Below are 19,093 nucleotides of genomic sequence, written 5' to 3'. Positions count from 1 at the left end.
GCGCTTGCAAAACGGCCTAGCGTAAAGGCATAGATCCTCACCGTCCCCTTGCCACGCCGCTCATCGCGGCAGGAGCCACGCATGAACGTCTCCGCGCAGACCGTCCGCCACCCTTCTTCCCACCTTCGCGTCTTCACCGAGGACAATCTGGATATCGACGCCATCGTCGCCGAATTGCTGGACGGGAATGGCGCGGTCACCTTGCGAGGCCTGTTCACCCCGGCGGAGATCGCCGAGGCGCGAGCGATCGTCATGCACGAGTCGAACGCGGACGAACGCGGCGGCAAGGTGACGCATTTCCAGGGCGATGCCGAGCGGGCGGGTCGCATCAACCTGCAAAGGCGCGTATGGAACCTCCTGGCAAAGGGAGAGATTTTCTCCCGCATGGCGGCCCACCCGGCGATCATGAAAGTCATGCGCGCCTTCATCGGCAGCGAGTTCATCATGGGCTCGATCGCGGCGAACCGCATCCTTCCTGGCGGTCCGGGGCAGGAGCCGCACATCGATTATCCGTACTGGGATTTCCACTCGCCGGAAACCCATCCGGTACGGATCAACGCGAGCTTCCCCCTCAATGCGCAGGCGACGATCATGCTCGATCCTTTCACCGAGGAAACCGGTGCGACGGCCTACGTGCCGGGATCGCAGCGCGAACTGCGTTATCCGGACGAGAGCGACCGGTTCTTCGAGCGTTGCGAGCGCATGCTGGGCGAGCCCGGCGACACGGTGATCTTCTTCGGCGCGGCCTGGCATTGCGCGATGCCGAACCGTAGCGCCATCGATCGCTCGGCGATCATCACGCAGTACCTGCCGAAATTCGTGAAACCCATGGAGAACATGCCCGCGGCGCTGCCGGAGGCGTTCGTGAAGAACGCCAGCGCGGATATCCGCCAGCTGCTCGGGCTCAACTATCCCTATCCCGAAATCCTGGATGCGGCACGCGGAGGCAACGCGGAAGGGCGCGACGTGATGAAGGCGCGCTAGGGGCGGGTTGCGGCAGTGCCACGTCATGTGGGAGCCGCTTCAGCGGCGATGGGGGTCGCCCCGGTCTGGCTTTCGCCGCTGAAGCGGCTCCCACAGGGGCTTCGATGGGCTCAGTGAGGTGCGGCTGCCGCGTAGCGATGGATGAACGCCATCGTATCGGCCAGGACCGGCGCCTTGCCTTTCAGCGGCCCGAAGGCCAGAAGTAGTTGTTCATGCCCCACGTTCGGATAGAGCTTCAACTCAACGGGCTCGCCCTGCGAGCGATACCTTCCCTCGAACGACACCGCTTCCGCAGGCGATACGATGGTGTCGTTTTCACCCTGTAGCAGCAGGGCGGGCGGTTCATCGCCGTCGACGAAGTTGACCGGCTGCGACAGCGCTTGCTCGCCCGGTTCGTGGCCGAAGATCTCGTAGAACTCGGGTTCGTCGAAGGGGATGAAGTCGTACGTGCCCGCGATACCGATGAAGCCGGCGAGGTCACGCGGCTTCATGCCTACCGCCGCTAGCCACTGCTTGTCGGTTGCCAGCATGGCCGCGATCTGTCCTCCGGACGAGTGTCCCATCACGAACAGATGGGCCGCATCGCCACCGAAGCCAGCCGCATGGTCGTGCGCCCAGCGCACGGCCTCGGCACCGTCCTGCAGGAATCCTTCCATGCGTACCTTCGGCCACGGACGGACGTCGGCGACGATGGCGATGACGCCCTGGGCGGCGAGCGCCTCGCCCATCCAGCGAAACCATTGGCGCTTTCCCGTCATCCAGCTGCCGCCGTAGAAATAGACGACCACGGGTGCGTGCGATGCATTTGTGGGGCTATAGACGTCCAGGGCGAGGTCGTTTGCCGGATCGAACACGATATCGCGATGCGCCGCCACGCCCGTCGACGGTTGCCGCGCGTTGACGGCACCGAAGAACGTGGCATGGCATCCGGCGAGGAGCAGGGCCGCGGAGAGCAGAAGAAGCAGGCGCATGACGGCATTGTAGGCGGGCGGGCCGCTAGAATCGCGGCATGACCGATATCCGCACGATCCTGCGCCGGGCCTCCGATGTGCTGGGCGACCGCCTTGAAGCCGAACTGTTGCTGGCGCACGCGCTGGGCGTGAATCGCGCATGGTTTTTCGCGCATGCGGAGGATGTCGCCGATGCGGAGGGCACGCGACGTTTCGATGCCCTCGTGCGGCGGCGGGCCGCGGGCGAGCCCATCGCCTACATCACCGGGACGCGCGACTTCTGGTCGCTCACCCTGGAAGTCACGCCCGCGACACTGATCCCTCGACCGGAAACCGAGTTGCTGGTGGAGCTGGCCCTCGATCGATTGCCTGCGGGCGGCAGCGTCGTCGACCTCGGTACGGGCAGCGGCGCCATCGCGCTGGCCATCGCCAAGGAGCGGCCGGATGCGACGGTGGTCGCGGTGGACGTCAGCGCCGCCGCGCTGGACGTCGCGCTGCGAAACGCGCGACGACTCGGACTGGAGCGCGTGGAGTTCGTGCAGGGCGACTGGTTCGCGCCGCTGAATGGCCGGCGTTTCAACCTCGTCATCAGCAACCCGCCTTATATCGAGGCGGACGATCGTCACCTGGGCGAAGGTGACCTGCGGTTCGAACCGGCCTCGGCGCTAGCTTCCGGTGCGGATGGCCTGGACGACATCCGGCGCATCGCTTCGGGCGCCGACGCGCATCTCCTGCCTGGCGGAGCCGTCCTGATCGAGCACGGCTGGAATCAGGGCGAGGCGGTCAGGCGGATTCTGCGAGAGGCGGGCCTCGTCGACGAGTTCACGACGAAGGACCTGGAACATCGTGACCGCGTCTCCGGCGCCTTCTACCTGTCTCGCGACGCCGCCCAACCATAGTCGTAGGTGAGTGCCCCGTCGCGCGTCCCGTCCGTCGCGGCGGCATGTCGCGATGCGTAGTGTCTCCCTTCCGCGGACTTGGCCGCGGCAAGGAGAATCCGCATGCACACGTACTTCCCTATCGTGCTGGCCGCCACGCTCTGCGCGAGCCCCTGGGTTGCCCGCTCTTCGGAATCTTTGAAGCATCCGGGCGTGCTCGTCGGCGTAGAGCAACTAACGCTTGTCAAAGCCAGGATCGCGGCGCGAAACCCCGTGACCACGGAAGCGTTCGAGGCGATGCAACGCTCTCATCTCGCCCGCATCGACCACGTGCCGAAGCCACGCGAGCGTGTCGAATGCGGCCCCTATTCGCAACCGGACATCGGCTGCACCGACGAAATCGTCGACGCGCAGGTCGCTTACACGCAGGCTTTGCTGTGGGCGCTGACCGGCAATCGCGCGCATGCCGAGAAGTCCATCGCCATCATGGACGCCTGGTCGGGTAAGTTGCGATACGGCCATGCCGGAAGCAATGCGCCGCTACAAGCGTCGTGGGCCGCGCAGTTATGGCCACGCGCGGCCGAGATCATCCGGCATACGTCCGCCACATGGCATCCCCGGCGTGTTCACCGGTTCGGCCGGATGCTTGCGGAACAATACCTGCCGGATATCGACCGCATGGGCCGCTGCCATACGTTCAACTGGCAGGCCAGCGCCATAGAAGCGAAGGCGAACATCGCGATCTTCCTCGACGATCGAGGCGCGTTCGATACGGCGATCCGGCAATGGCGCGAACGGGCCACGACCTCGATCTACCTGGCCACCGATGGACCGGAACCCCGTGTTCCCAAGGCCTGCCCTGTGACCGGCGAGGCCCTGGTGGCTTCATGGTTCGGGCAGCGTCACCCCACCGACGGCCACGCGCAGGAGACCTGCCGCGACCTCGAGCACACCGCGTACGGCATCGCCGCCTTGCTCAACGTCGCCGAGACGGCATCCCTGCAAGGAATCGACCTGTATGCGGAAGAGCACGACCGCCTGGTCGCGGCGATGGAATACCATGCCGCGCTCGGAGATGGCGAGGTGCCATCGGCCACCTGCGGCGGAACGACGAGCGGGCGTCTGGATGGCACGCTCGAAATCGGCTTCAATCACTACGCCGGGCGTCTTGGTGAACACCTTCCCCATACGGCACGCTGGCTGTCGACCCGGCGGCCGTCACGCGGCTATTTCCACTATCTGTGGGAGACGCTGACGCACGCCGCCGACTAGGTGATCGCCTCGATTCACATAGCAGTGACAGTGGGGCGCGGATCACCCCGCGCTAGCCACCGGCGCATCCACGAACTGCGGGAACCGCGCGCGGATCGCGTGACGGATCTGCGGCAGGTCCAGGCCGGCCATGGTCAGTACTTCCTCACGGCTGCCGTGTTCCAGATAGACGTCCGGAAGACCAAGATGCTGGATCGGCAACGTGACGCCGTGCGCCGCCAGGCATTCGGCGACGGCCGCGCCCGCGCCGCCCGCGATGGCGTTGTCCTCGATGGTGACGAAGGCCTTGTGCGAACGCGCGAGTTCGAGGATCAGTTCCTCATCCAGCGGCTTCACGAAGCGCATGTTCACCAGCGTGGCGTCGACTTCGGCGGCGATGACCGCGGCGGGAGCGAGCATGGTGCCGAACGAGAGGATCGCCAGACCGTGGTGACCACGGCGGCGCACCTCGGCCTTGCCGATCGGGTAGGTTTCCAGCGTCTCGGCCAGCTTCGTTCCGGGGCCGGTGCCGCGCGGATAACGCACCGCGGCCGGGCCGTCGTAGTGGAAGCCGGTGCTGAGCATGGTGCGGCATTCGTTCTCGTCGGCCGGCGCCATGATCACCATGTTCGGCAGGCAGCGCATGAAGGAGAGATCGAAGCTGCCCGAATGCGTGGCGCCGTCGGGGCCGACCACGCCCGCGCGGTCGATGGCGAAGGTGACGTCGAGGTTCTGCAAGGCCACGTCGTGGATGGCCTGGTCGTAGGCGCGCTGCAGGAAGGTGGAGTAGATCGCCACCACCGGCTTCGCGCCCTCGACCGCCATGCCCGCCGCCAGCGTCACCGCGTGCTGCTCGGCGATCGCCACGTCGAAATAGCGCTGCGGGTATTCCTTGGAAAAACGGACCAGGCCCGAGCCCTCGCGCATCGCCGGGGTGATGCCGAGCAGGCGCTCGTCGGCGGCGGCCATGTCGCAGAGCCAGTCGCTGAAGATGTCGGTATAGGTCGGTTTGGCCGGCGCACCCTTCTTGACCAGGCCGGCGACCGGGTCGAACGGTCCCACCGCGTGGTATTCGATCTGTGCTTTCTCGGCCGGCTCGTAGCCCTTGCCCTTGGTGGTCATCACGTGGATCAGTTGCGGGCCGGGAAGGGCCTTCACCGTTTCCAGCGCGTTCACCAGCTGGGCCATGTTGTGGCCGTCGATGGGACCGGTGTAGTGGAAGCCCAGTTCCTCGAACAGCGTGGACGGCACGAACATGCCCTTGGCGTGTTCTTCCCAGCGCTTGAAGAAACGGCCGAAGAAGGACTCGCGCGGCATCGCCTTCTTGGCCCGCTCGCGCCATGCGTTGAGCGTGCGGCTGGACATGGCGCGGGCCATCATCTTGGTCATCGCGCCGACGTTTTCGCTGATCGACATGCCGTTGTCGTTCAGGATCACCAGCATGTTCGGCTCGACGTCACCGCCGTGGTTGAGCGCCTCGAACGCCATGCCGGCGGTCATCGCGCCGTCGCCGATCACGGCCACCACCTTGCGCGGGTCGCCACGGCGCTGCAACGCCAGGGCCATGCCCAGCGCGGCGGAGATCGAGGTGGACGAGTGGCCCACGCCGAAGGTGTCGTACTCACTCTCTTCGCGGCGGGGAAAGGGGGCGAGCCCGTCCTTCTTCTTGATCGTGGTGATCCGGTCGCGCCGGCCGGTGAGGATCTTGTGCGGATAGCACTGGTGGCCCACGTCCCAGACCAGGCGGTCGCGCGGGGTCTCGAACACGTGGTGCAGGGCGACGGTGAGTTCGACCACGCCCAGGCCCGCGCCGAAATGCCCGCCCGACGAGGCCACGGCCTCGATCAGGTAACGGCGCAGTTCGTCGGCGATCGCCGGCAGTTCGTCCACCGGAAAGCGCCGGAGGTCCTCCGGCGAGTCGATCTGCGCCAGATAGGGGTAGCGGGAGAGGTCGTTCATCCGCCTATTGTTCGCCTCCGGCGAGGCCGGGGCAAGGGACGGGACGTGAATCCTTGCGGGCGGTTAGGGCCCGGCTCAGGCCGGGCGCCGGTCCCGCGGCAGGTGGCTGACCAGGAATTCCATCTGGTCGGCCAGGATATTGCGGTTGGACAGGATCAGGTGCTCGACCCAGCTCGGACGGTAGGGCACGGCCAGCAGCGGCATGTTGGCCTGATGCGGCGTCCGGTTGCTCTTGCGCAGGTTGCAGGCCAGACAGGCGCTGACCACGTTCTCCCACTCGTCGGCGCCCTTCTTGGACAACGGCACCACGTGGTCGCGGGTGAGTTCGTGGCGGGTGTACTGGTGACCGCAATAGAGGCAGATGTGCCGGTCGCGGGCGAACAGGGCGGTGTTGGTGAGGGCGGGCGCCGGGTCGATCGCGTGTTCGCGGCAGTGGCCCGTGCTGGCCACGATCGGATGAAGTTCGAGGCTGCTGCGCAGGCCGCTGGTCCGGTTGATCCCGCCATGGACGGTGACGCAGGGGTCGCCCAGGGTCCAGGCCACCACGCCGCGCACATAGAGGCAGACCGCATCCTGCCAACTGATCCAGTCCAGGATGCGACCCGCCGCATCGAGGGAAAGTACCCGCGTCGCATGCAGCGCGGACACCCTCGGCAGGTCCTCTTGGAGCACTTCCATCGTCATCGTGTCTCGTCCTTCACATAAGCGAAAGAGCGTTCCAGCAAGCCGAACTCCGTGCGGATCGACCATCCGATCCTCGGCCTCGCAAGGCCTTCGACCCGAGCATAGCCGATAATTGCGACAGAAAAGCACCCCCCGGTACGCTTCTTGCGGGGGCTTTTCCTGTCATTGACCGCTGTTATAGTGGGCGTTCGCATTCGAGCGCCCGGCGGGTTTGGAAGGGGGGCCGGGGTGGCTTCCCAGGTTCGGCGGGTCCATGAGGGTTACACAGTGGCAGAAGTGCTTTTCTACGAGCGTCCGGTTCCCCTGAACCGTACCGCCCACCGCGACCTGCGTCTGAAGGCCGTGAACAACATCCGTTTCGCCGCCGCCGCGCACTCCGTGCCGCTGACGGGTGTGGAGTTCGCGCCGGCCGCGCGCGATTTCCCGATCCTGTTCGCCGGCAACACGATGGAAGAGGCGGGCCCCATGGCCCTGCTCGGCCTGCGCCAGGGCGAGAACCTGCTGGTCGGCGACAACGGTTTCTGGGAGCAGGGCATCTATGTCCCCGCTTTCGTCCGCCGCTATCCGTTCGTGCTGGCCGAGAAGCCGGCCGGTACCGAGGGCGACGATTTCACCGTGTTCCTCGACGAGGCCTATGAGGGCTTCAACGACAGCGAAGGCGAGCGCCTCTTCAACGAAGACGGCACCGACGCACCGGCCCTGACCAACGCCGTGAACTTCCTGGGCGAGTTCCAGGACCACGTCGCCCGCACGCAGTGGTTCATGGGCAAGCTGCGCGAGCACGACCTGCTCGAGCCGCGCACCATCACGCTGCAGAAGGAAGGCAAGGGCATCAACCTCAATGGCCTCTTCGTGATCAACGAGGAAAAGCTGCGCAGCCTCGACGAGAAGACCGCCCACGAGTTCCTGCGTGAAGGCGCCCTCGGCTGGATCTACGCGCACCTCGTGTCGCTGGCCAACATCGATCGCATGGCGGCTCGCCTGGATGCGCGCGAGCGCCTGGAAGAGACGACCGCGAAGGCCTGATTGGCCGTCGTTCGGATCGATTCGGAAAAGGCCGCCTTCGGGCGGCCTTTTTTTGTGGTTCGTCGCGGGGAGTGACTTGTAAGGAAGCCCTGGCCGCGGTCGACTGGGTAGGAGCCGACCCTATGTCGGAGCCGCTTCAGCGGCGATGGGTGCTTGCGTAGGAGCCTGTGTGGGAGCCGCTTCAGCGGCGATCCGCGGCAGCGGCCGGTTCACCGCAAGTACCCATCGCCGCTGAAGCGGCTTCCCACCAAGGGCCGGGTTCACACCAGGGGTGGTTTCTCACCGGGGGTCAGGTATCTCGTCAGCGAACAGGCTTCGCCATGCGCATGAGGTCGGTGTCGAAGCCTTGCTTCATGTACATGTCGCGGGCGCGCTCGTTGCCGGGGAAGACCGCCAGTGTCACGAACTGGCAGCGATGTTCCTTGGCCCAGCCATAGGCATGGTCGAGCAGGAACTTGCCAGCCCCGGCACCCTCGTAGGCTTCGGCGACCGCGATGTCCGAGATGTGGCAGTTGTCGCGGTGGGTGAAGAAGTCCTTCGTCTTCTGAAGATGCACGAATCCCACCGGTTCGCCGTCCTCGTTCTCGGCGACGAAGATGTAGCTGTTCGAGGGTTGCTCGTCGAGGTGCTTCACCAGGTCCGCTTCGATGCCCTTCAGGCAATCGCTGCGGCTGCGCCCGTTAGGCAGGGGGAAATCGACGAAACGTGGGACCAGGCCAAGGATGAACTCGTCGTCGTCGCTCTCGGCGAGACGTATCAGGAACGTGGCGTCGCTCATCGTATCTGGCACCGTCGTGGCGAAGGGTCCGGGCGGAAACCTTTTTCTACACCTTCACGGATGCGGGGGAAAGTCCCGCGAGGTTGTAGGCGCGCCTTTGCGGGAGCCGACCCTGTGTGGGAGCCGCTTCAGCGGCGATCCCGCGGCAGCGGGCCAGTTCTCGGCAAGCACCCATCGCCGTTGAATCGGCTCCCACAAAAAGTCGGCTCCCACACAGGGTCGGTTTCCACGAAAGGTCGGTTCCCACCGGGGTTGGCTCCCGGTGGGTTGGCTGCCGGTCAGCAGGCCGTGCGGTTAGAGGAGCTCGGGCAGCGTCGCCACGCCGGCCTCGATCGCGGCCTTGTGCACGTGGATGCGCGGCAGGATGCGGGTGAAGTAGAACGTCGCGGTGTCGCGCTTGGCCTGCTTCGCGTCGGCGGAAAGGGCGGAACCACCTGCCGCCAGCACGCTCTTCGCCCAGAAGTAGGCAAGGGTCACGTAGCCGGAGAAGTACAGGTAGTCGACGGCGGCGGCGCCGAGTTCTTCCGGATTGGCCTGCGCGCTCTGCGCGATGGCCTGGGTCAGGTCGCCCCAGGCCTTGGTCGCCACGGCCAACGGCCCGACGAAGGCCTTGACGCTCTCGTTGGCCTGGTTGGCTTGGCAGAACGCGGAGATCTCGCCGAGGAAATGCTTCAGGCCCGCGCCCTGCAGCTGCATGATCTTCCGCCCGAGCAGGTCGAGCGCCTGGATCTGCGTGGTGCCCTCGTAGAGCGTGATGATGCGGGCGTCGCGGACGAACTGTTCCATCCCGTGTTCGGCGATGTAGCCGTGGCCACCGAAGATCTGCAGTGCTTCCTTCGTGCATTCCTGGGCCGCCTCGGTGAGCAGGCCCTTGGCGATCGGGATGAGGAAGGAAAGCAACTCACCGGCCGTCTTGCGTGCCTGCGGATCGGCATCACGTGCCTCGATGTCGCTCTGCAAGGCCGCGTAGGTGGCGAGCACGCGTCCGGCTTCGACGAAGGCACGCTGGGTCAGCAGCATGCGACGCACGTCCGGGTGCACGGTCAACGGATCGGCCGGCTTCTCCGGCAGCTTCGGGCCCGACAACGCACGCATCTGCAGGCGCTCGCGCGCATAGTTGAGGCTGTTCTGCAAAGCGCGTTCGGCCAGGCCGAGGCCCTGGATGCCGACGGCCAGGCGCGCCGCGTTCATCATGGTGAACATCGCCACGAGGCCCTTGTGCGCGGGACCGACCAGCCAACCCTCGGCGTCGTCGAAGTTCATCACGCAGGTGGCCGAACCCCGGATGCCCATCTTGTGTTCGATGGCACCCGCGGCGACGGTATTGCGTTCGCCCATGGAGCCGTCCTTGTTCACCTTGAACTTCGGCACGACCAGCATCGAGATGCCGCGGCTCCCCTCGGGCGCATCCGGCAGGCGCGCGAGCACGAGGTGGATGATGTTCTCGGCGAAATCGTGCTCGCCGGCGCTGATGAAGATCTTGGTGCCGGTGACACGGTAGCTGCCGTCGGCGTTCGGTTCGGCGCGCGTCTTCAGCAGGCCGAGGTCGGAACCCGCCTGCGGTTCGGTGAGGCACATCGTGCCGGTCCAGCGGCCGTCGACGAGGGGCTTGAGGAAGACCTCCTGCTGCCACTCGTCCCCATGATGTTCCAGGGCGCTGGTGGCACCGTGGGAGAGCAGGGGATAGATGCCCCAGGCGAGGTTCGCCGAGTCGATCATTTCCTTGGTCAGCGTGCCGAGGACGGCGGGCAAGGCCTGGCCGCCGAACTTCTCGTGCGCGGTGAGGCCGGCCCAGCCACCCTCGGCATACTGCCGGTAGGCTTCCTTGAAGCCCTTCGGCGTGGTGACGGTGCGCGTGGCCTTGTCGAAATGGCAGCCTTCCTCGTCGCCCGTTGCGTTCAGCGGTGCCAGTACCTGTTCGTTGAACCGGGCCGCCTCATCGAGCACGGCATCGAGCAGGTCGCGTGTGTGCCCTTCGCCACCTTCGAGCCGGGCGAGCACGGCTTCGGCGCCGAGCACGTCGTAGAGCGCGAAGCGCATGTCGTCGAGGGGGGCTTTGTAAATCGTCATGCGGATGATCCTGGGTCAGGGCGAGCGGTAGGTATCGGGGATGCCCGGCACGGGCGAGAGCCAGTTCTTGCCGTGGACGGGGAAGGATCGCGACGCGTCTTCCTTCTCCGGCGTGGCATTGACCCGGCCATCGATGCTGTAGGGGAGGGCACCGGAACTGCCCTTGGCGGCCAATTCGGCGAGCGCCTTCGACATCTCGGCGGTAGGCAACAGGTCGATCGTCGCGACGTCGGCGGCGAACGAGGGGATGTCCTGGTCGATCTTCGCGTCGAGCAGCACGCCGCCGAGTTCCCCGACGCGCAGCGTGCCCTGGAAGGTCTCGAACGACATCCCGCCATAGCTGTTGTTGCGGATACGCAAGGTCATGTGCCACACCCCGCCCGGCTTGGCCGTGACCTCCTGGAGGGTGACGGATGGCGGAAACACGCTCTTCTTGACGGGCCCGCAAGCGGCCAGCAGGGCCACGCTAGCGAGCAGGGCGGAAAGGATGAAAGGGCGGCGGACGATCGAGATCATTCCCTGGGCTTCCGGCAAGGGGAGTCGAACAGCTGTTCGATGGTAGCGCCGCCCGGCCCATGCGCGCGAGACGTGCGTTTCAAACGCGGTTCCCAAGCGGGTGGCGAGCAGGCATCATCAGCGATTATCTCCGAGACTTCGATTTCCCCATGACCCGACGCATCGCCGCACGACGTTCGCCCATCCACGGAAACGGCGTCTTCGCCACCGCCCCGATCAAGGCCGGCGAAGAGATCATCGAATACAAGGGCGACCGCATCACCCATGCGCAAGCCGACAAGCGTTACGGCGACGGCGGTGAAACCGGGCATACCTTCCTGTTCACCCTCAACGAGCGCTTCATCGTCGACGGCAACAGCCATGGCAATACCGCGCGCTGGATCAACCACAGCTGCGATCCGAACTGCCAGGCGCTGATCGAGGAAGCGGTGGAAGGCAAGCCGTCGAAGAACGACCGCGTGCTGATCGAGGCCATTCGCGATATCGCGCCGGGTGAGGAACTCACCTACGACTACGGCATCACGCTCGACATGCCGCATACGGCACGGTTGAAGAAGGTATGGGGCTGCCGCTGCGGCTCGGCCAAGTGCATCGGGACGATGCTGAAGCCGAAGCGCAAGACGGCCTGACGGTTTTGCGGCCCCGGGGGCTGCCGGATTCCCGGCGGCCTGCCGGCCGATCGCCGACAAGGTCGGCTCCCACCAGGTCAGCGAAATCCTGGTGGGAACTCAGTCCTCCTCCACCCTCGGCTTCCACGCCTCGGCCAGCTTCTTCTGCACCCCCGGCGGCACGGTGTCGTAGTGACTGAAGGCCATCGCATAGCGTCCCTGGCCTCCGGTCATGGCCTTGAGCTGGGTCGGGTAGTCGATGAGTTCCGCCAGTGGCACGCGGGCCTTGATGAGCGTCTCGCTGCCGCGTAGCGAATCGGTGCCCATGATCTGCGCCCGTCGCGAGGCGAGGCCGCCGGTCACGTCGCCCACGTAGTGGTCGGGAATCGACACCTCCAGGTCCACCAGTGGCTCCAGTACCAGTGGCCGTGCGCGCGATACGGCATCGAGGAAGGCCTTGCGGCCGGCGCTGATGAAGGCGACCTCCTTGGAATCCACCGGGTGGTGCTTGCCGTCGTAGACGATCACGCGCACATCCTGGATGGGATATCCCGCGATCGCGCCATGGTCCAGTGCCTGGCGTACGCCTTTCTCGATAGCCGGCATGAACTGCCCCGGTATGACGCCGCCCTTGGTCTGGTCGTCGAAGACGAAGCCCGCGCCGCGATCCAGCGGTTCCACGCGCAGGAATACCTCGCCGAACTGGCCCGCGCCGCCGGTCTGTTTCTTGTGACGGTGGTGGCCTTCCGCCGCCGCGCCGATGGTTTCGCGATAGGCGATGCGCGGTGGGTGCGTGATGACGTCGACGTCGTAGCGCGCCTTCATCCGTTCCAGCATGAGTTTCAGGTGCAGGTCGGAGAGGCCGCGCACCACCGTCTCGTTGAGCTCCTTGTGATGCTCCACGCGGAAGCACGGATCTTCCTCCGCCAGCTTGCCCAGGGCCTGCGACAGTTTCTGTTCCTGGCCCTTGTGCGCGGGTTCCACGGCGAGACCGTACATCGGCGCGGGAAAGGCGGCCGGTTCGAGGTGGATGTGTCCTTCGTCCGAGGCATCGTGCAGCACGGCGTCGAAGTGGATGTCGTCTATCTTGGCCACGGCCGCGATGTCTCCCGGCAACGCTTCGTCGATCTCGACGTGTTCGCGGCCTTTCAGCCGGAACAGATGGGCCACCTTGAACGGCTTGCGCCCGTCGTCGACGAACAGCGACGAATCCTTGCGCACGCGGCCTTGCCAGACACGGAAGACGCCGAGCTTGCCGACGAAGGGATCGTTGACGATCTTGAACACGTCGGCGATGACATGCCGTGCCGGATCGGCGGTCACGTCGAAGGGTTTGTCGTTCGCGTCCAGGAAGGGGGGCGGGTTCGTCTCGCTGGGGCAGGGCAGGATCCTTTCGACCAGGTCCAGCAGCTCGACGACGCCCACGCCGTCGCGCGCGCTGGTGAACACGATGGGCACGAGGTGCCCGTCGCGCAGGCAGTGTTCCAGCGCGGCGCGGATCTCCGCCGCCGACAAGGCGGATTCGCCGGACTCCAGGTAGTGTTCCATCACCTCGTCGTCGATCTCCACGACCTGGTCGATGATCCGCTGGTGAGCTTCGCCGGGCGAGGAAAAATCGGTGTCGCCCGCGGTCTGGAAGAAGGCGTCGCGGACGGAATGGCCCTTCGACGCGGGAAGGTTGAGGGGAAGGCATTCGTTGCCGAATTCCTCGCGCAGCTCGTCCACCAGCGCCGCGAGATCCACGCCCTCCGCGTCGATGCGGTTCACGACGACGAGGCGGGCGATGCCGCGTTGCTTCGCGTGGGCCATCATCGAGCGCGTGCCGTGCTCGATGCCGTTCGCGGCGTTGACGACGATCGCGACGGTGTCGGCGGCGGCGAGCGCGGCCAGGGCGGGGCCGCGCAAGTCGGCATAGCCGGGTGTATCGAGCAGGTGGATGCGATAGCCGTTGCGTTCGATGGAGGCGATGGACGCGTCGATCGAATGACCGCGGGCCTTCTCCATCGGATCGGTGTCGGAAACGGTACTGCCACGTTCGACGCTGCCCATGCCGGTCAGCGCGCCGCCGGCGTGGAGCATCGCTTCGAACAAGGTGGTCTTGCCGGCGCCGGCGTGGCCGGCAAGGGCCAGGCTGCGGATGTGTTCCGTGGATGGCGACACGATGCGTCCCTCCTTCGGTGTGTCCGGATTCCGGACGGCATGGCGATGATTCGGGCGGGGCCCGGACCCAAGCCTTCTCCTTCCCCGCCCCGGAATCAAGTGGTGCCGGGAATCTTCCGGGGAGCCCACGGTCTGAGGGCCAGGCCTTACGCTGCGTTTAGCGGATCGCCGCTAAGCTGTCCGACTTTCTCCACGAGGCCAAAGGGACCCTCGCACGCGTGCAATACCCCGGCAAGGCGCCACCGCCCTTCATCGAACCCCACCGGCTGGAGCCGGAGGACGCCGCGCGCCCGCGTGGGCTGCAGCCGATCGATGCCGCGACGCTGTCGGCGCTGCATGCCATCGGCAGGCGGCCGCCGCCACGCGACCGCCTGCGGCGTGTGCTGGCGATGGTCGTGGCGCTCGTCCTGCACGTCTTCATCGTGATGGTGGTGCGCTACGAGATGCAGCCGAGACTGCCCGTCGGTTTCGTGCCGCCGGTCGATCGTGACGACGTGCTCGAAGTGCGCTTCATCGAACCGGCTCACCCCGCGCCACCGGTGGCCGACGTGCCGCCTCCGCCACCGGTCGCCGAACCTCCGCCGAAGGTCCGCTCGCCCGAAGCGACGCGACCCGAACCACCCCGGCGCAAGGAGCCCACGCCCGAACAGCCGCCCGCGGAAAACACGCCCGCGCCGCCGGCCGCCCAGGCGCCCGCACCCGCTCTTTTCAGTGCCGACGGTTCCATCGTCATGCCGAAGCAGCAGGGACCAGGCACCACGACGCAGGCGGATTTCGTGGCGCGCAAGCCGACCGACGACACCACGATCATGTCGCACAAGACCACGGTGACCTACAAGGAAACCCGTTTCGAAAAGGACTGGGCGCCGCGCGACGAGAACGCGCTCAACAAGGGCCTGCGCCGCGCCATCGAATCCACCACGGTGAAGAAGACCATCGACCTCGGCCACGGCACGCGGATCAAGTGCGCCACCGTCTTCTTCGTGCTCCCGGTGGGCTGCGGCGGCGAAGATCCCTCGAAGGCCTCCAAGAAGGATGGCGATGTGCGCCTCAACATGGCACCGGCCAATCCGGCCGTGAAAGACCTCCCCGACCAGCCCGTGCCGCCGACGGAAGCCGAATGCATCGCCGCGTTCCGCGCCGACAAGCCGCTGCCGCAAGGCTGCGCCACGGACATCCCGATCAAGGCGATGGACCAGGAGAACGCCGAGCGCGAGCGCCGCTTCGGCAAGTGAGGCGCGCGAAGGTGGCGATTGTGCCTTTGTAACGCAGCATGGACACTAGCGGTCCATGCCGAAGCATTTCCTGCCGGACAGCGATCGCCAGGTCGCCGCGAACTCCTTGCCCGTCTCGCCTCGCGAGGCGGCCATGAACGCGCTCGTCTACCGGCGCCGCCTGCGTCAAAAACCGCGCGACCGGCTTCTTCGCGTCGCTGGCTGGGTCGGTACGATCCTCGTCCACCTGATGTTCCTGTTCGGCATGATCCTCGGTCCGGCCTACGAACTCCTGCCGCCACCACCGGAACCGGAAGACACCAATGCCTTGCAGGTGCGGCTGATCGACAAGCCGCCACCGCCGCTGCCGCCCGTGCGTGGCACGCCGTCGAAGGCACCGGTGGTGAAGACGCGCTGGTCCACCTCGCGATCCAAGGCCAGCCGGGCGTCGAGCGGTTCACACGCCGCGTCAGTCGCTTCGACGAAGAAAGCGCTTCCCGCCATCGCCGTGCCGGTGGCGCCTCCACCGCCGCAGGCAAGGCCCGACGTGAAGCTCCGCGCGCCGCCGCCGAGCGTGGCGGCGACGATCGAACGGCCGCTGACCCAGCCGAAGGCGCCACCGGCGCAGCCCGAACTCCAGAAGGTACCCGTGCCCGCGCAGGCGCCGCCCGACCTGGCCGTCGATACGCCCAAGCCACAGGTCGTCCCGCCACGTTTCCAGCCGGACCCGGTGCGCAAGGCCCAGGCCGAGGGCCTCGCACCGATGCCGCCGCCCGCGTCGTTGGCCATTCCCGAGACGCCCGCCGCGCAGATGGCGGTCACGCCGACACCGCCCACCATCACCTCGGAACACACCGCCCCGGTGCCGACCACGGCGGTGACGCTCGCCACGGTACCGCGGCCGGAGGTGGAGGAGTCTTCGGCTCCGCCGACGCCGCAGGACACGCCACTTCCCGACGTGTCCCCGGAACCGTCCGCGCCGAAGCCCGATCTCACGCTCGATGTCCGGCCCGTGCCGCCGAAGGTGGCGGCCGAGACGGTCCGTGCGCCTGCCGTGGAGGCCACCGCCGAACTGGACGCCGTCCCGTTGCCGGACGCCACGGCGAAGCCGACCGTTTCCGCGCCGGTCGCCAGCACCGACAAGCCGGCCGTACAGGCACCGGCGGTCGCGCCGGCTGACCTGCAACGGCCGGTGGCCAGGGCGGACACCGCGCCGGCGCCTCCGGGTCAGGCGCCCGGCGATAATGCCGCGGGCGAGTCCACCGCCAAGACGCAAGCGGAAGAAGGCAAGGCGGCCAGCGAACGGACTGCCACGAAGGGAGGCAGCGCGCCCGCGCAAGCTTTCGTTCCCGGCCAGACCACGGCCGGCGAATCCGGCTCGAACACGCCAGGTGCCTCCGCTGACAGCGGCAAGCCCGGTGCCGCGCAGGGCGTGGACGAGGGCACGCGTCTCACCGGCGCCAATGGCACGTCCCAGCGCGACGACGGTGTCGTCGGCGGGCAGGGTGACAAGGCCGGTCAGGTCGGTGCGTACGTGGAACTCAAGCCACGAGGGAAGCTCGAGGCCCAGTCCGGCACCCGCGTGCATATCGACTACAAGGCGACGCGCTTCGAGGGGGCGTGGACGCCCAAGGGCGAATCCTCGGTCGACACGGCGATTCGGCAGGGCGTCGAGGCGGCGACGGTGCGCCCGACGATCTCGTTGCCGCGCGGCATCCGGATCAATTGCGTCGCCGGTCCCGGCAACGCGGGTGGCACGATGAAGGCATTGTCGTTGTTCACCATCGGCTGCGGTGGCGACCCGCCGCCGAAACCGGCCAATCCCGACGAACTGGTGAAGAACCAGACCATGGCGCCGGCGAAGCCGCTGGCCGAGAACCTGCCGCCCGCCAATAGTTCCACCGTGGCCGCGGCTCCGGTGGCGCTGGACAACACGGCGCTTTGCACCACCGCGCGTATCACCGGGGGACCGTTGCCGCCGGGGTGCGAGGCGTCCATCAAGATCAACGTGCCCGCCCCGTCACCCACCTCCGGTTCGTGGGTCCCCGCCGCCGATCAGTTCAAGTAGGCAGGTTCCGGATTTCCGTGCCCGCGACCATGTCGTGGATCGCGCGGCGGCGGCGATCGAAGAAGCTCGGAAGCAACAGGAGGGCCCAACCCGCGAGCGGTGCCAGCACGGCCGCCTTCAGCGAGACCAGCGGGTAGATCGTCAGCAGCGCCAAGGGCAGGGCGGCCACGACGAGACGCACCAGCCCGCGCTTCCCGTTCACGGGTTGGCCGTGGCTGTCCGTCACGCGAATCCGCCACGGGCGCATGCCGAGCGTCTGCCCACCACGCATCCACGATGCGAGGAAGTAGGCGCCGACGACGATGCCCTGCAAAGGCTGATACCACCATGCCAGCAGGTGACCCGTGTCGTCGACGAGATGCCCGCCCGTCGCGAATTGGGCCAGAAGGCCGACCACCATCAGGATGGCCACGACGGCGAGCGCGTCGTAGACGATGGCGGTGAAACGGCGCCATGCGGGCGCTATCGATGCATCGGTCATGGTGTCCCCGGGCTGTCAGGCGCCCATTGTCGCAACAAAGGGCAAATTCGGAAGGATTCACGTGGGCTTAACGCCGCGGAGTCGTAACGTTCACGCCGGACAGGGGAGTCCACCAGCGCTTCTATCGCGATAGGGAGTATTGCCATGAGCCTCAAGCTTCAGTCGTCTTTTTCCGAACTCGACGCCCGCCTTCGCCAGTTCGATGGCGATGGACAGGTCAGTCCCACCGAATTCCAGTGGTTGCGCGATGGAGCCGACCGGCACATGGCGGACATCGTCGCGCTCGACGCGGGCGTCTTCCAGTCCCAGGCCGATGGCGTGGTCGAGGCGATGCAGAAACTCGCCCTGGCGGCACGCAAGTCGAAATTGACGGATGCCGAGCGCGCGGCGCTGAAAGAAGCCGTCGAGCATCAACTCGGCTATGTGATCGCGGGATACCAGTCCAGTCTCCAGAGGCTTTAGCCCGGCGAGCCGGCCGTGAGACCATGCGGGTGTCCCTTGCCGATGTGCCCGCATGTCCCTCGTCGATAGCCCCGCTTCCGCCGAACTCGCCGCCGATGACGCGCTCCTGATCGAGCGCTTCATCGAACGCGTGTGGGCGGAGGATGGCCTCGCCGATCGCACGTTGGAAGCCTATCGGCGCGACCTTCGACAACTGGCGCGATGGCTCGGCACGCGGGGGCGCTCACTGGCGAGCGCAGGGCGCGAGGATTTGTCGGCGTATCACGGCAGCCAACCGGTTTCCGTGCGCAGCATGGCGCGGCGCCAGTCGGCGTTCCGGCGTTTCTACGCGCAGCTCGCACGCGACGAAGGCAAGCGCGAAGATCCCACGCTGCTCATGCAACGCCCGCGGATGCCGCGCGGCCTGCCCAAGGCCCTCGCCGAACGCGAGATCGAGGCGCTGATCGTCGCGCCCGACCTGGGCACGCCCCTGGGCTTGCGCGACCGCGCGATGCTCGAATTGATGTACTCCTCGGGCTTGCGCGTATCGGAACTGGTGGACTTGCCGTTGTCGGGCCTGAACCCGCGCCAGGGCGTGCTTCGTGTCACCGGCAAGGGTGGCAAGGACCGTCTCGTCCCCGTGGGCGAGGAGGCGCTGGCGCACGTGGAAACCTACCTGCGCGAGGCGCGGCCGGTGCTGGCCAAGGGCCACGGGCAACCGGCGGCGTTGTTCCTTTCCCGGCGGGGCGACGCGATGAGCCGGCAGATGTTCTGGACGCTGGTGAAGCGTTACGCCATGCAGGTGGGGATACCGGCGAAGCGGGTCTCGCCGCACGTGCTGCGCCATTCGTTCGCCACGCACCTGCTGAACCACGGCGCCGACCTGCGCGCCCTGCAGATGCTGCTGGGTCACAGCGCGCTCAGCACCACGCAGATCTACACCCTGGTGGCGAAGGAAGGCCTGAAGCGGCTTCACGCCCAGCACCACCCGCGCGGCTGAGCCGTGCCACAATCGGGGGAACCGA

Annotated in this window: 17 protein-coding genes; 9 read left to right on the top strand and 8 right to left on the bottom strand. The window is 66.8% G+C overall.

Annotated features, from left to right (window positions below):
• Positions 1-81 precede the first annotated feature (81 nt).
• Positions 82-984: a phytanoyl-CoA dioxygenase family protein gene (locus AB6730_RS09990; RefSeq protein ID WP_371023461.1), complete on the top strand. Its 903-nt coding sequence runs from the start codon at positions 82-84 to the stop codon at positions 982-984.
• Positions 985-1,094: 110 nt separating this feature from the next.
• Here the strand turns inward: AB6730_RS09990 and AB6730_RS09985 are convergent, their stop codons facing one another.
• Complete coding sequence (locus tag AB6730_RS09985; RefSeq protein ID WP_371023460.1) at positions 1,095-1,955, bottom strand: alpha/beta hydrolase; 861 nt, start codon at positions 1,953-1,955, stop codon at positions 1,095-1,097.
• Positions 1,956-1,993: 38 nt separating this feature from the next.
• On the opposite strand from AB6730_RS09985, the gene prmC reads away from it, so the two are divergent.
• Positions 1,994-2,833, top strand: coding sequence for a peptide chain release factor N(5)-glutamine methyltransferase (prmC, locus tag AB6730_RS09980; RefSeq protein WP_371023459.1), 840 nt, complete (start codon positions 1,994-1,996; stop codon positions 2,831-2,833).
• Between the two features lie 102 nt (positions 2,834-2,935).
• On the top strand, positions 2,936-4,084 hold the full coding sequence (locus tag AB6730_RS09975; RefSeq protein WP_371023458.1) for an alginate lyase family protein: 1,149 nt from the start codon (positions 2,936-2,938) through the stop codon (positions 4,082-4,084).
• Positions 4,085-4,126: 42 nt separating this feature from the next.
• Here AB6730_RS09975 and dxs read toward each other — a convergent pair whose 3' ends face one another.
• On the bottom strand, positions 4,127-6,022 hold the full coding sequence (dxs, locus tag AB6730_RS09970) for a 1-deoxy-D-xylulose-5-phosphate synthase (protein WP_371023457.1): 1,896 nt from the start codon (positions 6,020-6,022) through the stop codon (positions 4,127-4,129).
• A gap of 75 nt (positions 6,023-6,097) precedes the next feature.
• Positions 6,098-6,700, bottom strand: coding sequence for an HNH endonuclease (locus AB6730_RS09965; RefSeq protein WP_371023456.1), 603 nt, complete (start codon positions 6,698-6,700; stop codon positions 6,098-6,100).
• Between the two features lie 273 nt (positions 6,701-6,973).
• Between AB6730_RS09965 and AB6730_RS09960 the strand changes: the two genes are divergently transcribed.
• Complete coding sequence (locus AB6730_RS09960; RefSeq protein ID WP_371023455.1) at positions 6,974-7,732, top strand: SapC family protein; 759 nt, start codon at positions 6,974-6,976, stop codon at positions 7,730-7,732.
• A gap of 301 nt (positions 7,733-8,033) precedes the next feature.
• On the opposite strand, the gene AB6730_RS09955 is transcribed toward AB6730_RS09960, so the two are convergent.
• The 3 genes from AB6730_RS09955 to AB6730_RS09945 form a co-directional block, all read right to left on the bottom strand.
• Positions 8,034-8,510, bottom strand: coding sequence for a GNAT family N-acetyltransferase (locus AB6730_RS09955; RefSeq protein ID WP_371023454.1), 477 nt, complete (start codon positions 8,508-8,510; stop codon positions 8,034-8,036).
• Between the two features lie 294 nt (positions 8,511-8,804).
• Positions 8,805-10,580, bottom strand: coding sequence for an acyl-CoA dehydrogenase C-terminal domain-containing protein (locus AB6730_RS09950; RefSeq protein WP_371023453.1), 1,776 nt, complete (start codon positions 10,578-10,580; stop codon positions 8,805-8,807).
• Positions 10,581-10,595: 15 nt separating this feature from the next.
• Positions 10,596-11,096, bottom strand: a complete 501-nt coding sequence (locus AB6730_RS09945) for a hypothetical protein (protein ID WP_371023452.1) — start codon at positions 11,094-11,096, stop codon at positions 10,596-10,598.
• A 149-nt stretch (positions 11,097-11,245) separates the two neighbouring features.
• Between AB6730_RS09945 and AB6730_RS09940 the strand changes: the two genes are divergently transcribed.
• On the top strand, positions 11,246-11,725 hold the full coding sequence (locus AB6730_RS09940; protein ID WP_371023451.1) for an SET domain-containing protein: 480 nt from the start codon (positions 11,246-11,248) through the stop codon (positions 11,723-11,725).
• A gap of 99 nt (positions 11,726-11,824) precedes the next feature.
• Here AB6730_RS09940 and fusA read toward each other — a convergent pair whose 3' ends face one another.
• Entirely contained in the window at positions 11,825-13,864 is a 2,040-nt protein-coding gene (fusA, locus tag AB6730_RS09935; protein WP_371023450.1) for an elongation factor G, read from the bottom strand.
• A gap of 218 nt (positions 13,865-14,082) precedes the next feature.
• Here fusA and AB6730_RS09930 point away from each other — a divergent pair, with 218 nt between their 5' ends.
• A complete protein-coding gene (locus tag AB6730_RS09930; RefSeq protein ID WP_371023449.1) occupies positions 14,083-15,099 on the top strand; it encodes a hypothetical protein in 1,017 nt (338 codons plus the stop codon).
• Between the two features lie 55 nt (positions 15,100-15,154).
• Positions 15,155-17,146 carry a hypothetical protein gene (locus AB6730_RS09925; protein WP_371023448.1) on the top strand — a complete coding sequence of 664 codons (1,992 nt, stop codon included), beginning with the start codon at positions 15,155-15,157 and terminating at the stop codon, positions 17,144-17,146.
• Here the strand turns inward: AB6730_RS09925 and AB6730_RS09920 are convergent.
• Positions 17,139-17,627: an RDD family protein gene (locus AB6730_RS09920; RefSeq protein WP_371023447.1), complete on the bottom strand. Its 489-nt coding sequence runs from the start codon at positions 17,625-17,627 to the stop codon at positions 17,139-17,141. The two genes, AB6730_RS09925 and AB6730_RS09920, sit on opposite strands and share 8 nt — an antisense overlap.
• A 144-nt stretch (positions 17,628-17,771) precedes the next feature.
• Between AB6730_RS09920 and AB6730_RS09915 the strand changes: the two genes are divergently transcribed.
• Positions 17,772-18,089, top strand: coding sequence for a hypothetical protein (locus tag AB6730_RS09915; RefSeq protein WP_371023446.1), 318 nt, complete (start codon positions 17,772-17,774; stop codon positions 18,087-18,089).
• 52 nt (positions 18,090-18,141) lie between these two features.
• A complete protein-coding gene (gene xerD / locus AB6730_RS09910; protein ID WP_371023445.1) occupies positions 18,142-19,068 on the top strand; it encodes a site-specific tyrosine recombinase XerD in 927 nt (308 codons plus the stop codon).
• Positions 19,069-19,093: the final 25 nt, after the last annotated feature.

Source organism: Luteibacter sp. RCC_6_2 (genome assembly GCF_041360655.1).
Classification (GTDB): domain Bacteria; phylum Pseudomonadota; class Gammaproteobacteria; order Xanthomonadales; family Rhodanobacteraceae; genus Luteibacter.
The sequence above is the reverse complement of the archived record's forward strand: the minus strand, read 5'-3'. Positions and strand labels throughout refer to the sequence as shown.